13 protein-coding genes are annotated in these 14,170 nt (G+C 50.2%); 11 read left to right on the top strand and 2 right to left on the bottom strand.

Annotated features, from left to right (window positions below; all coding sequences use genetic code 11):
• Positions 1-55: 55 nt before the first annotated feature.
• The 11 genes from G9409_RS09140 (at position 56) to G9409_RS09090 (ending at position 11,372) form a co-directional block, all read left to right on the top strand.
• Complete coding sequence (locus G9409_RS09140; protein ID WP_166808474.1) at positions 56-2,059, top strand: TonB-dependent receptor plug domain-containing protein; 2,004 nt, start codon at positions 56-58, stop codon at positions 2,057-2,059.
• 118 nt (positions 2,060-2,177) lie between these two features.
• Positions 2,178-2,741, top strand: a complete 564-nt coding sequence (locus G9409_RS09135; protein ID WP_166808473.1) for a molybdopterin-dependent oxidoreductase — start codon at positions 2,178-2,180, stop codon at positions 2,739-2,741.
• A gap of 226 nt (positions 2,742-2,967) precedes the next feature.
• Complete coding sequence (locus tag G9409_RS09130) at positions 2,968-3,303, top strand: ArsR/SmtB family transcription factor (RefSeq protein WP_166808472.1); 336 nt, start codon at positions 2,968-2,970, stop codon at positions 3,301-3,303.
• 198 nt (positions 3,304-3,501) lie between these two features.
• Positions 3,502-3,801 (top strand): thioredoxin family protein, encoded by a 300-nt coding sequence (locus G9409_RS09125; protein ID WP_166808471.1) that lies wholly within the window; start codon positions 3,502-3,504, stop codon positions 3,799-3,801.
• 26 nt (positions 3,802-3,827) lie between these two features.
• Entirely contained in the window at positions 3,828-4,889 is a 1,062-nt protein-coding gene (locus G9409_RS09120; protein WP_166808470.1) for a permease, read from the top strand.
• Between the two features lie 172 nt (positions 4,890-5,061).
• Positions 5,062-5,490, top strand: coding sequence for an arsenate reductase ArsC (locus tag G9409_RS09115; protein WP_166808469.1), 429 nt, complete (start codon positions 5,062-5,064; stop codon positions 5,488-5,490).
• A 2-nt stretch (positions 5,491-5,492) separates the two neighbouring features.
• Positions 5,493-6,542, top strand: a complete 1,050-nt coding sequence (arsB, locus tag G9409_RS09110; protein ID WP_166808468.1) for an ACR3 family arsenite efflux transporter — start codon at positions 5,493-5,495, stop codon at positions 6,540-6,542.
• Positions 6,543-7,170: 628 nt separating this feature from the next.
• Positions 7,171-7,518: an arsenite efflux transporter metallochaperone ArsD gene (gene arsD / locus G9409_RS09105; protein WP_166808467.1), complete on the top strand. Its 348-nt coding sequence runs from the start codon at positions 7,171-7,173 to the stop codon at positions 7,516-7,518.
• 56 nt (positions 7,519-7,574) lie between these two features.
• Complete coding sequence (gene arsA, locus G9409_RS09100; RefSeq protein WP_166808466.1) at positions 7,575-9,350, top strand: arsenical pump-driving ATPase; 1,776 nt, start codon at positions 7,575-7,577, stop codon at positions 9,348-9,350.
• 189 nt (positions 9,351-9,539) lie between these two features.
• Entirely contained in the window at positions 9,540-10,661 is a 1,122-nt protein-coding gene (gene cfa, locus G9409_RS09095; protein WP_166808465.1) for a cyclopropane fatty acyl phospholipid synthase, read from the top strand.
• 291 nt (positions 10,662-10,952) lie between these two features.
• A complete protein-coding gene (locus G9409_RS09090) occupies positions 10,953-11,372 on the top strand; it encodes a secondary thiamine-phosphate synthase enzyme YjbQ (protein ID WP_166808464.1) in 420 nt (139 codons plus the stop codon).
• Positions 11,373-11,429: 57 nt separating this feature from the next.
• Here G9409_RS09090 and G9409_RS09085 read toward each other — a convergent pair whose 3' ends face one another.
• On the bottom strand, positions 11,430-13,574 hold the full coding sequence (locus G9409_RS09085; protein ID WP_006366990.1) for a glutamine synthetase III family protein: 2,145 nt from the start codon (positions 13,572-13,574) through the stop codon (positions 11,430-11,432).
• Positions 13,575-13,633: 59 nt separating this feature from the next.
• The gene (locus G9409_RS09080) at positions 13,634-14,161 is read right to left on the bottom strand and encodes an Lrp/AsnC family transcriptional regulator (protein ID WP_166808463.1); all 528 of its coding nucleotides are present in this window, start codon (positions 14,159-14,161) and stop codon (positions 13,634-13,636) included.
• Positions 14,162-14,170: the final 9 nt, after the last annotated feature.

Below are 14,170 nucleotides of genomic sequence, written 5' to 3'. Positions count from 1 at the left end.
GATTTTTTTAACCATCGTTATGTAATCTATAACATAACGCAATCCATACCATAACATGAAAAAAGTCACACTACTTTTCTTTCTTCTTGCAACTCCGGAGCTGACTCATGCTGCTCCTGCACCATCAGACTCAACATCGTTCGGTTCAAAAGTTTTTTCTGCCGGATTAATTACCGTCACAGGAAAAAAAGGCGATGGTAAAGAAAAGGTAACAGCCGCGGAAATGGCACAGCACGACAAAAAAAACATTACACAGGCAGTTGGTCTGCTACCGGGAATAACCAAAGGAGGTGTCGGGGCAAGAAATGAGGGGATGATTTATGTCCGGGGATTTGATATGCGACAGGTGCCCCTCTATCTGGATGGCATTCCGCTTTATGTTCCCTATGACGGCTATATCGATCCCAACCGGTTTACAACGTTTGATCTGTCGGAAATTACCGTTTCAAAAGGTTACTCCTCCGTGCTGTTCGGGCCAAATACACTTGGCGGAGCCATCAACATGGTAAGCCGCAAACCGGCAGGGAAATTCGAAGGCACATTGAAAAGCGGAATGACAACCGGCGATAACCGGATTGCATCGAAATTTGCATCCCTGAATCTTGGCTCCAATCAGGGAAGCTGGTATGTTCAGACCGCTCTTTCAACCCTCGACACCAAATTCTGGCCGCTGTCAGGATCGTTTGCTCCGACTAAATATGAAGATGGCGATGCAAGAGACAATTCACCTACCAAAGACTTCAAGGGCTCGGTTAAGGTCGGATACACTCCGAACAGCGGTGATGAATATTCACTGACGGTTGACACCCAGCACGCGGTCAAGGGAATTCCTGTCTATACCGGGATAAACCCGTCACAGGCTGTCCGGTACTGGAGATTTTCCGACTGGGATAAATCAAGCATCTACCTGATCACCCGCAAGACTCTGGGAGCGAAGAGTTATCTGAAAACAAGGAGCTATTTCGACAACTATTACAATGCACTGAAAAGTTATGATGATGGCTCGTATACGACCCAAAAAACTGCCAAAGCATTTTCGAGCCGTTATGACGACAAAACTTTTGGTGCATCGGTCGAATCAGGCAGTGAGCTCTTCGAGGGCAACACACTGAAAGTTGCCTTGCATGACAAGTATGATATGCATAATGAAATCGGCAATACCGGCGACATACCGAAAAATTATGAAGACAACACCTTCTCCCTTGCGGCAGAAAACAGCTGGAAAGCCTCGGAGGATATCACGGTCATTGTCGGGGTGCGGCATGACAATCGCCAGACAAAAAAAGCCGAGGATCTGGTAAACAATGTTATTACCTCATTTCCTCTTGAGGATAACCATGCCACAAACTACCAGCTCGCTGTTGTCGGTCACCTTGATGATCACCAGGAAGTGACCGCTTCAGTGGCAAGAACAACCAGATTTCCGACGCTTAAAGACCGCTACTCGTATAAGCTCGGAAATGCGCTTCCAAATCCGGCTCTGAATCCTGAAATGAGTGTGAACTATGTTGTCGACTACAGCATACGGCCGCTTGAGAAGCTGAAAATAAAGAGCTCGGTATTTGTGAGCAGGCTGAGTGATGTCATTCAGCAGGTGGATAATGTTGCCTTTGTCAACAACAAATGGGTTTATCAGTCACAAAACTCAGGGAAGGCAACCTATAGCGGATTTGAATGCTCCGTTGACTGGCTGCCGGTTTCATGGTTAAAAAGTGTTGTCGATTACAGCTATATCGACCGAAAAAACAACACCAACCCTTCATTGCATTTTACCGATGTGCCAAAGCACAAGATTTCAGGATATCTCCAGTTTTTCCTGAACAGAAGCAGTTGGGCCATGCTTGAGACCGAATATAACTCACAACGGTTCAGCACCAGTGACGGAAAGTATGGCGCCACTCCCTATGGCTTACTCAATGTGCGGGCAAATACCGCTCTTACTCCGGCGTTCACCGTTCAGGCGGCAGTTGAAAATCTATTTGACCGCAACTATGCCATTGCAGAAGGATATCCGGAGCCCGGCCGTCAGGGTGTGCTTTCAATTACCTACTCGTTATAGAGAGAGATAGAGCCGGAGGAAGGCCCTTGCTTCACAAGGGGGAACCCTCCGGAATGTCGGCTTGCACTGTTCTGTTTTAATCGAAGACCATCAACCTTAATCATTCAATACAATCATCATGAAAAAATTCGAAATCTTGTCACATGCAGTTGTTCTCTCTCTTTTACTCTTAACATTTTCTCCTTTTTCTGCCCATGCAAAGGCAGTGTGGCGTGAATCTGAAGCGGTCAGGGTTTCAGGGCTGGTGGAAAAGCCATTCACCATTACTATCGAAAGTCTAAAAAAAATGAATGTTTCTGAACGCAAGAACGCTGCAATTGTTTGCGTTTCCGGTGAAACCCGCCAGACCATGCAATCGTTCAAGGGGGTGCTTCTTCGTGACATTCTTGATACAGCGAAAATTGTGATGCCGAACTCCCGCGAGCGTGGTGAGTACCAGATTCTTGTCCGTTCGTCGGACAGTTACAATGTTCTGTTTTCCTATGACGAACTTTATTTTGGTGCAGCAGGCGACGACATTCTGCTGGTATTTGAAGAGGATGGCAAACCTATTGAAAAAGAGGGCCGTTTTGTACTCTTCTGTCTCAGCGACAAGGTAACCGGACCCCGTCTCGTAAAATGGGTGGACAGAATTGAGGTTTCAAAAATCAATCTCGCTCCATCGACTGCACAGTGCAAGTAACCTCGTTTTCAGTTTGCATTACCTGTTCTTTCCTCTTTACACCTTCCCGGCGTTTCTCCGACGCCGGGATATATTTTTTTAAGTTCGTACAGAATAAAAATTCCGGTTTTAAGCGATACAAAAATCATGACAATTGTCAAAGCGTCAGGGCTCAGAAGTTTTTTTCTTGATTATTCAAGTACATCATCGTATATTTGCGATGAACAAATAACAAAAAAAGAAAGTCATGCAGAGAACGTTGTTGACTGTTGATTACAGTAGTGAGGAGGAGGTTATTGCCTCTCTTGCCAAGGCGATCAGCCACCCTGTGCGGGTAAAGATACTCCAACTGCTTGCCAGCCAGACCTGCTGCTTTACCGGCGAGTTGACGGAAATTATTCCCATGGCGCAGTCAACCATTTCGCAGCACCTCAAGGCGCTCCTGAGTGCGGGTCTTATCCGGGGCGAAATTAACCCCCCGAAGGTCAAATACTGTATTGACCGGGAGAACTGGCAGAAGGCATCAACGCTCTTTGGAAAGTTTTTCATTGCTGACAGGGAGTACAACTGTGACTGCGGTTGATAGTTTATGGGCACCTCTATTTATTTATTCCGAAACCCGATTACTGCGTTGGGTGGTGCTCGAAATCCTCATGTACTCCGTGTACACTCCGGTTTCTGTGCTCCATCCGCCTTGTCCTCGGGCTTCTCACGACAATAAATAGAGGCACCTTTTATTAATAATCGTTCATTTGCGATAACCATAAAAAAAGAGACCACTATGAAAAAGGTAAAAATACTTGGAAGCGGCTGTGCAAGCTGCAATCAACTTGTTGATGCTGTAAAGGCTGTTATTGCCGCTGAGGGCATTGATGCTTCGGTTGAAAAGGTTGAGGATATTCAGCAGATCATGGCCTACAACGTCATTTCGACACCGGCGCTTGTTGTTGATGAAGTTGTTGTCTGCAAGGGCAGAATTCCATCCCGTGAAGAGATCAAGGAGATGCTCAACGAAAAAGCGAAAGGTTGCTGCTGCGGAACCCATGGCAGCCATGAGAAAAAGAGCGGCGGCTGCTGTTAAGCGGCAAACCTCAATCATAAACCTTTATGGAAAGCCCTGAACAACAACCCCGCAAAGCCGACGGCAAAGAAAACCTGAAATGGGTTGCCTCTGTAGTTGCTGTTGCACTCCTCTGGATGCTGATGTACAGTAATCTGGAGTGGTTTGCCGATTTCGCGCTCCAACTTGCGGGAATGAGCAGGGCTAACCCTCTTGGAGAGGCGCTCTACTTTTTTATCTATGAGGTACCCAAAGTGCTGCTGCTCCTTACGGCAGTGGTGTTTGTGATGGGCGTTGTACACACATTTATCTCTGCAGAGAGGACCAGGGCACTGCTTTCGGGAAAGCGTACCGGGGTCGGCAACGTTATGGCCGCCTCGCTCGGCATTGTCACCCCCTTCTGTTCATGCTCGGCAGTACCGCTCTTTATCGGCTTTCTCCAGGCGGGAGTACCGCTCGGGGTAACCTTCTCGTTCCTGATCTCTGCACCGATGATTAATGAGGTGGCCCTTGCGCTCCTCTTTGGCATGTTCGGGTGGAAGGTCGCCCTTCTCTACTCCGGAATGGGTCTTGCTGTTGCCATCATTGCAGGCATAGTGATCGGCAAGCTCAAAATGGAGCGCTTTCTGGAGGAGTGGGTACAGAAACTTCAGGAGAACAGGGTGTCCCCGGAGATGGAAGTTGAAGTAATGAGCCCCGCCTTTCGTATCAGGGAGGGAGTGCGTCATGTTCGGGAGATAGTCGGCAAAGTGTGGCTCTATATTGTGCTCGGTGTCGGTCTCGGAGCGGGCATTCATGGTTACGTACCCGAGAATTTCATGGCTGCACTGATGGGTAAAAGCGTCTGGTGGTCGGTTCCTGTTGCCGTGCTGATCGGCGTACCGATGTACTCCAATGCGGCGGGTATTCTGCCTGTTGTGCAGGCTCTGATCGGTAAAGGTGCTGCTCTCGGTACGGTAATGGCCTTCATGATGAGTGTCATCGCCCTCTCGGCTCCAGAGATGATCATTCTGCGCAAGGTATTGAAGCCTCAACTGATTGCGGTGTTCGCCGGTATTGTTGCTGCCGGGATTATGATGGTGGGGTTTGTGTTTAACGTGATCCTTTAGAAGTAAGTGAATTCAGGTAAAGCAAGGAGAACAAGGACTTCAGGGGCTGCAAGGACAAAGAGAATATCTGGATGGTTTTCCCGGGCACAATTTATAGCGGTCACTTTAGATAAATAGTTTTCCGCGATTCTATTACTTCGTTCATTTTTATTAACAATTGTTACTACTGACCATGACAAAATCAGTTCTCATTCTCTGTACCGGAAACTCCTGCCGCAGCCAGATGGCTGAAGGGTTTCTCCGTTCGTTCGACACCAATCTTGAGGTTTTTTCCGCCGGAACAAAACCGGCCGCTGCGGTTCATCCGATGGCAATCAAGGTGATGCGCGAAGAGTGGGTAGATATCAGTCTGAACCAGCCGAAATGTGTTGATGAGTTTCTCGACAGAGCTTTTGACTATGTCATTACCGTATGTGACGGCGCCAATGAGTCCTGCCCGATGTTTACCGGTAAGGTGGAACACCGTCTGCACATCGGCTTCGATGATCCTGCTGAGGCAACAGGAACAAAAGAGGAGATGCTCGCCGTATTCCGCCGCGTCCGTGACGAGATCAATGTGCGGTTCAGGCAGTTCTATAACGAGAATTTAACCACCAGGTAACCATGGCTATTGCAGCAAAACAGCTCTCGTTTCTTGACCGCTATCTGACACTCTGGATCTTTCTTGCCATGGGTATCGGGGTACTCTCAGGATATCTTTATCCCGGCATTCCGGGCTTCTGGAACATCTTTCAGTCGGGCACAACCAACATGCTGATCGCCGCAGGGCTGATCGTCATGATGTACCCCCCTCTTGCAAAGGTTAAATATGAGGAGTTGGGTGATGTCTTCCGCAACACAAAAGTACTGGCCCTTTCGCTGGTGCAGAACTGGATAATAGGTCCGATTCTGATGTTTGTGCTTGCCGTGCTCCTGCTTTCGGATATGCCGCACTACATGGCCGGGCTCATCATGATCGGCCTTGCACGCTGCATCGCAATGGTCATCGTCTGGAATGAACTTGCAAAGGGAGATACCGAGTATGCCGCGGGACTGGTTGCATTCAACTCGATCTTCCAGGTGCTCTTTTTCCCCCTCTATGCGTGGATATTTTTGACCCTGCTGCCGAAGTGGCTCGGCATCACCTCCTTTGCCGTTGATATCTCAATCAGTGAGATTGCCATGTCAGTCTTTATCTATCTCGGTATTCCCTTTATCGCCGGTTTCCTCACCCGCTTCAGCCTGCTGCGTCTGAAAGGAAAAGAGTGGTATGAAACGGAATTTATCCCCCGCATCAGCCCGCTCACACTCATAGCGCTGCTCTTCACCATTGTTGTGATGTTTTCGCTGAAGGGCGAGTATATCGTAAAAATCCCCATGGATGTGGTGCGTATTGCCATCCCGCTCCTGATCTACTTTGTGATCATGTTCCTGCTCTCGTTCTACATGGGACGCAAGTTTGGTGCAGGCTACTCAAAAACCGCAACACTTGCGTTCACCGCAGCAAGCAACAACTTCGAACTTGCCATTGCGGTTGCCGTAGCGGTATTCGGTATTAATTCAGGAGAGGCTTTTGCTGCGGTGATCGGGCCGCTGGTGGAGGTGCCGGCTCTGATTGCGCTGGTTAATGTGTCGCTATGGTTTAAAAGTAAATATTTTAGTGCAGTGCTATAAATCTGTTACGCGATTCGATTGCTGCGTTGGGCGGTGCTCGAAGTCCTCATGTACTCTCGTGTACACTCCGGCTTCTGCGCTCCGTCCGTCTTGCCCTCAAACCGCTCACGACGATTTATAGCACTGCACGGGAGGAAAGATGGGTAAATCTGTTGCGCAATTCGATTGCTGCGTTGGGCGTTGCTCGAAGTCCTCATGTACTCTCGTGTACATTCCGGCTTCTGCGCTCCGTCCGTCTTGCCCTCAAACCGCTCACGACGATTTATAGCACTGCACGGGAGGAAAGATGGGTAAATTTGGTGCGCGATTCGAATGCTGCGTTGGGCGGTGCTCGAAGTCCTCATGTACTCTCGTGTACACTCCGGCTTCTGTGCTCCGTCCGCCTTGCCTTCAAAACGCTCACGACGATATATAGCACTGCACGGGAGGAAAGATGGGTAAATCTGTTGCGCGATTCGATTGCTGCGTTGGGCGGTGCTCTGAAAAGAGAGCAAGGACTTCAGGGATTTCAGGGACAGCAAGGACGAAGAGGGCCCAATTTCGTGTGATTTCGTCTGTTTCGTGGGGTTTTAACTGGCTGGTTTTATTATCACATGATTAACTCACTATTTTTCAGGAGGATTATAGTATGAAAGGTATTCAGGTTTTTGATCCGGCGCTTTGCTGCAGCTCGGGGGTGTGCGGCAGTGATGTCGATCAGGCACTGGTCAACTTTGCTGCTGATGTGGATTGGGCAAAACAGAACGGCATTGTCGTCGAGCGATTCAATCTGGCCAAGGAGCCGCTCTCCTTTGCAGAAAACCCTGTTGTCAAGGCATTCCTTGCCGATGCAGGGCATGAAGCGCTTCCGCTGATTCTTGTTGATGGCAAGCTTGTTCTGGCTGGCCGCTACCCCAATCGCTCGGAACTTTCCAGCTGGGCAGGCCACACGCCGCCCGAAGAAAAGTCGTGTTGTTCAGGAACGTGCTGCGGCTAAATGCGCTACCAATATTTCGCCCCTCCGGGGCTTAAAGATCGAATAGAATTGCCCAGATGAAATTTCTTGATCATCCCCCCCGCTTCCTCCTCTTCACCGGAAAAGGCGGGGTTGGAAAAACCTCGATTGCCTGCGCATCGGCGATCAAGCTTGCGGAATCCGGCCAACGGGTACTGCTTGTGAGCACCGACCCGGCCTCGAACGTCGGGCAGGTGTTCGGTATCACCATCGGCAACCGGGTCACCCCCGTCACGGCGGTTGCCAATCTCTACGCTCTGGAAATTGACCCTCAGGCATCGGCAGCGGAGTATCGGGAACGCATCATAGGGCCGGTTCGGGGGCTGCTCCCTGAGAGCGTGCTCAACACCATCGATGAGCAGCTTTCCGGAGCCTGCACAACCGAGATAGCAGCATTCGATGAGTTCACCTCCCTTTTGACCGACCGGGCGCTCTCTCTTGACTACGACCACATCGTTTTTGACACCGCACCAACCGGCCACACCATCCGGATGCTCCAGCTTCCCGGTGCCTGGAGCGGCTTTCTTGAAGAGGCAAAAGGGGATGCTTCATGCCTCGGCCCGCTGGCCGGGCTTGCAAAGCAGCGCACGCAGTACAAAGAGGCCGTTGACGCACTCGCCGACCCCCTGCGAACCCGCATGGTTCTCGTCTCCCGGGCCCAGCAGGCAGCCATTGGTGAAGTTGCAAGAACCTGCGATGAGCTTTCGGCAATCGGCATCTCGCAGCACTATCTCGTCCTGAATGGCATACTGCCTGAAGGTGAGGCAGCAAAAGACGAACTTGCAAACGCAATCGTCATGAGAGAACAGGCCGCATTAAGTGCTATGCCTGAACGGCTCAAAGCCCTGCCAACAGATCAGATAGCGCTCAAGCCGTTCAATATGGTCGGGCTTGTCGCGCTCTGCAACCTCTTCAACGAGCCGCTCGTTCAACTCCAGGATTCGGCAAAAGAGCACGCCACCTTCACCGCACCACCTCTTTCGGTGCTTGTTGATAAAATTGCTGACGACGGTCACGGCCTCATTATGTTCATGGGCAAAGGCGGTGTCGGCAAAACAACCCTGGCCGCTGCCCTCGCCGTTGAACTGGCTCATCGGGGTCTTGCGGTACACCTCTCCACCTCCGATCCGGCAGCTCATCTCATCGAGACCGTTACCGGTCCACTCGAAAATCTCGAGGTGAGCCGCATTGACCCGAAAATTGAAATCGAGCGTTACCGCCGTGAAGTGCTTGATTCCAAAGGAAAAGGGCTTGACAGCGAAGGACGGGCAATGCTTGAAGAGGATTTGCGATCACCCTGCACCGAAGAGATTGCCGTCTTCAAGGCATTCTCCCGAATCATCGGAGAGGCTGACAAAAAATTCGTCGTAATGGACACTGCCCCGACCGGCCACACCCTCCTGCTGCTCGATGCAACGGGAGCCTATCACCGTGAATTCACCCGTCAGGCAGGTCACAGTAAAGAACAGAATATCACGCCAATGATGCAGATGCAGGACCGGAATCAGACAAAGGTTCTGATCGTAACCCTTGCTGAAACCACGCCCGTACTTGAAGCAGCCAACCTGCAGGAGGATTTGCGGCGGGCCTCAATTGAACCATGGGCATGGATTATCAACAACAGTGTAGCTGCAGCTGTGACACACTCCCCTCTTTTGAGAGAACGCGCAGAGAAAGAGCTGACTGAAATTGAAGCTGTAGCTCAACAACATGCGCAAAGATATGCTGTTGTCCCGTTACTGACAAAAGAACCGGTCGGAGAGGAGCGATTACGCGCACTTACCCGTAGCGAGTCCCGCACCCTTGCTGAGTGATAAAACCGGAGAGTCAGGCTTCATCAAAAAATGCTGCTGGTCAAACCGGTTTGATACCAAATCCCCCCCTTGCTTGAGCTGACAATCTGCCAGCGGTGAAGTGACTCAACACCCCCCGTTTGAACGTATTAAAATGATAAACCGTTGTTTCATCGTACTTACACTCATCCACCCTAAAATCATCGCATCATGCTGAATGACTTTTACAAAAGCGTGTTTGAGCGCATCCTTGATGATGCCGATATCAAAATAGGGGGAGAGAGAGCGTGGGATATCCGGATCCATAACCCGGCAATCTATCGCCGCGTTGTCTCCCAGGGGAATCTTGGCCTGGGTGAGGCCTACATGGAGGGGTGGTGGGATTGTGAGCGGCTTGAAGAGTTTTTTTACCGGGTTATCGATTCAAGGGCGGAGCATAAACTCTCCCCTCCTGTCATGCTCATCGGGAAGGTAATCAGCAAGCTATACAATATGCAGCGCCCTTCAAGAGCATTCAGGGTTGCAGAGAAGCACTACAATATCGGCAATGACCTCTTTAAAGCAATGCTTGACAAGCGGATGCTCTACAGTTGCGGTTACTGGAAAGAGGCGAATAACCTTGAAGAGGCACAGGAGAAGAAGCTCCATCTGATTTTTCAGAAGCTGCAGCTCAAACCGGGAATGAAGGTGCTTGATATCGGATGCGGATGGGGTGGAGCTGCACAATTTGCGGCTGAACACTACGGCGTTTCCGTTCATGGCATAACGGTCTCAACCGAGCAGGCTGCCATAGCCCGCGAAAATTGTGCCGGTCTGCCGGTTACCATCGAAGTTGTCGACTACCGCAAAATGACGGGCAGTTACGACAGGATTTACTCCATCGGCATGTTCGAGCATGTTGGATACAAGAACTATCGGGAGTATTTCAAAATTTCTCATGAGTGTCTGAAAGAGGATGGCTTGATGCTCTTGCACACCATTGGAGGCAACACCTCAAGCACAAGCGTTGAACCATGGGCAAACAAGTACATCTTTCCCAACGCAAACATTCCTTCAGCGAGCCAGATCGCATCAGGCTATGAGGCAATGTTTACGCTGGAAGACTGGCATGTCTTTACCCATGATGATTACGCCCGGACACTGATGGCGTGGTATGAGAATATCGAGAAGCAGTGGCCCATGCTGCCACCCCGTTACGACGAAGCGTTTCAGCGCATGTGGCGGTACTATCTCTTGAGCTGCACGGGCGGGTTCAGATCGAGAACAAACCAGTTATGGCAACTGCTGCTTTCAAAAAATGGGGTCAGAGCGAGCTACTCCATTCCGAGGTAACGGGTGTCGTTACGCATCCATCCTTCTGCGCGGAATGCCGTTCAGGCAAAGAGTTCACAGGGATCGAAACTGAGAGCGTTTTCTGATTCAACTCGTTTCAAGGAGGATAATAGTTTTACTCAATACCTTGAGCAAAACAGCAATGATCAACTGAACACCAGACGAAGCGTGCGGTATATGGGTGATCGCAAATAGCGCTTGATCTCAAATCAAAATGGTAACTTCCGGGATGAAATGAATACGCGTACGGCCAATACCATCATGGCACCTCAATTAACCACCTCTTAAAACATGAAATCATACCACAAGGAACTCTGGCTTGAGATACCTGCACGAATGGATTTTGTCAATATCACCGGCGAAGTTGAGCAAGCGTTGGAGGAGAGCGGCATTCAGGAGGGGCTCTGCCTCGTCAACGCGATGCACATTACCGCATCGGTCTTTATCAATGATGACGAGCCGGGACTGCATCAGGACTACAAAAAATGGCTTGAAGAGCTGGCTCCGCATGAACCGCTCAGCCGCTACCAGCATAACCGAACCGGAGAGGATAACGGCGATGCCCACCACAAACGCCAGATCATGGGGCGGGAGGTTATGGTTGCCGTCACCAGAGGGAGGCTCCATTTCGGAACCTGGGAGCAGATCTTCTACGGCGAGTTTGACGGCAAGAGAAAAAAGCGGGTGCTCATCAAAATCATCGGAGAGTAGACAAACAAAAAAGGCCCGCAAGTGCGGACCTTTTTTGTTTGTTCATGCTGATTGTGTTCAGTGCTCGAAGAGCATTTCCGAGTAGGTCGGAAGCTGCCAGCGGCTGCGGTCAACCATCAGCTCAAGCCTGTCCGAAACTTCACGGACTTTAACCATGAATGGGAGCAGGACGTCGGCGCAGTAATCCGCTTTATCAAACTCGCTGTCAAGCGTCTCAAGCTTTTCAACGGCCTCATCAAACTCACCGGTCAAATCAATCAGGGTCGAAAGGTTTTCGGCCAGTTTTTTGAGATGATCGGCCTGGCTCTTGATTGCCTTGTCGGAAAGCCCGATAGCCTCTGCCGCAGCAAGCAGGTTGTTGAAGGAGCTGCCGATATCACCCTGATATTCGGAAACATCAGGAATAACAAAGGTCTTCAGCATAAGCTGGAGCGTGCGGGCTTCGATATCGATACCCTTGACATAGCGCTCGAGACGGATGTGCAGACGTGAATTGGTCTCTTCGGCAGTCAGGACGCCATACTTGATAAACACATCCTGAACATCCTTCTTGAGGAGCACCCTGAGAGACTGAGGAGTGTTCTTCAGGTTAGGCAGACCGTTATCCTTCGCATACTGCTGAAGGGCTTCACTGTAGTTATCTCCCTGGTAGCGGATTGCCTTTGTTGCGGTGATCTGCTCGCGGAGGGTCTCAAGAATTGCTGAATCCCTCTCTTTTCCTGCCTTGATTTTGGCAAGAATCGCATCAGCCATCTGGTCAACCGATTCGGCCATAAGGGTGTTGAGCACCATGTTCGGCACAGAAGCGGCCTGTGATGAACCGACAGCCCTGAACTCGAACTTGTTGCCGGTAAAGGCGAACGGTGAGGTACGGTTGCGGTCGGTATAGTCCTTGTTGACCTCGGGAACCTGTGCCAGACCGAGGTTGAGCACCTGTTTTTCGGTTTTAAGGTCTACCTTGCCGCTCTCAATTGCATCAAGCACACGCTCAAGCAGCTCGCCGAGGAAGACGGTAACCACAGCAGGAGGAGCTTCGTTGGCACCGAGACGATGGTCGTTGCCCATGCTTGCAATAGACATTCTGAGAATATCAGCTCTCTTGTAGATACCGCCAAGAACGGCAACAAGGAAAACAAGGAACTGAATGTTCTTTTCAGGAGTATCACCCGGATCAAGCAGGTTGATGCCGGTATCGGTGCCGATTGACCAGTTGTTGTGTTTGCCTGAGCCGTTGATGCCGGCAAACGGTTTTTCAGCCAGAAGAAGAGCAAAGCCTTTCTTTTCGGCAATCTTTTTCATCACTTCCATGACAAGCAGGTTGTGATCAACGGCAATGTTGGCCTCTTCAAAAATCGGAGCAATCTCGAACTGATGGGGTGCAACCTCATTGTGACGGGTTTTTGCCGGAATACCAAGCAGATAGAGCTCGTGCTCAACATCCTGCATGAACTCAAGAACACGGTCGGGAATCGATCCGAAATAGTGGTCCTCAAGCTGCTGGCCTTTCGGAGGGAGAGCGCCAAGCAGGGTACGGCCGCACATGACAAGGTCAGGACGTTCGGTATAGTATTTTCTGTCGATCAGGAAGTACTCCTGTTCGCAACCGGCAAAGGTTTTAACGCGTGAAACACCGCTGACACCAAGGGTCTCAAGAAGCCTGATGGAGGATTTGCTTACAGCATCCATGGAACGCAGAAGCGGCGTTTTGGCATCAAGAGCTTCGCCATTATAGGAGATGAAGACGGTCGGAATACAAAGAGTCAGATCTTTGCCGCCCTTCATAAGGAATGCAGGACTTGAAGGATCCCATGCGGTGTAGCCACGGGCTTCAAAGGTGGTGCGCATGCCGCCGGACGGAAAGCTTGATGCATCAGGTTCACCCTGGATCAACTGTTCGCCGGAAAAACGCTCGATCGGTGTGCCGTCACGGTCAATCGACAAAAATGCATCATGCTTTTCTGCCGTGGAGCCGGTCATCGGCTGAAACCAGTGGGTGTAATGAGTGGCGCCTTTCTCCATCGCCCACTCTTTCATGCCGTGTGCAACGACACCGGCAATCTCCTCAGTTATTTTTTTACCTGCCTTGATGGTGCCCTGCAATGCCGTGAATACCTCTTTGGGAAGCCTTGCACGCATGGCTTTCTGATCAAAGGTCATCGCACCAAAGTAAGTGGATACCGGAATTTTACTTTCACTGCTCAAGAGAACCTCCTTGTTGATTTGCTGGATACTGCCTGTTACTGAAAAAATGAAAAATTGCCTTATGATTTTCTTGATTTCTTCTCATCAAAGGTGATCAGAACCTGACGATCCTGAAGATTGCTGCGGACAATCTCTGCACTTATTTTTTTGTTCTTCTTGAGCTGGGAGAGCACAAAACTGGTGTTGGTGCCGAGAACTCCCGGCCAGCTCTGTATTCTTGAAAGAAACTGCTCAAGCGATGCAGTGTTGTGGGTCATAACCTTCAGAATATGCGACCCTTCACCGGTAACGGAGAAACACTCCATAATCTCATCTTCCTTCATCACATGCTCCATAAATGATTTATAGTGCTTGGATGAATCAATTCTTACCCGTACAAACGCATGAATGTCAAAACCGAGCTGCCGCTCATCAACCTCCATGCTAAAACCTTTGATAATGCCGTTCTTCTGCAGCTTGTCGAGCCTCTCGCTGACTGATGGTATGGAAAGGCCCACCACTTCAGCAAGCTCACTCAACCGAACCCTGCCATTTTCACCAAGAGACTCGATGATTTTCAGATCAATCAGATCAAGATGTCCGGACATAAGCGGTTT

Source organism: Candidatus Chlorobium masyuteum, from assembly GCF_011601315.1.
Lineage (GTDB): Bacteria > Bacteroidota > Chlorobiia > Chlorobiales > Chlorobiaceae > Chlorobium > Chlorobium masyuteum.
The sequence above is the reverse complement of the archived record's forward strand: the minus strand, read 5'-3'. Positions and strand labels throughout refer to the sequence as shown.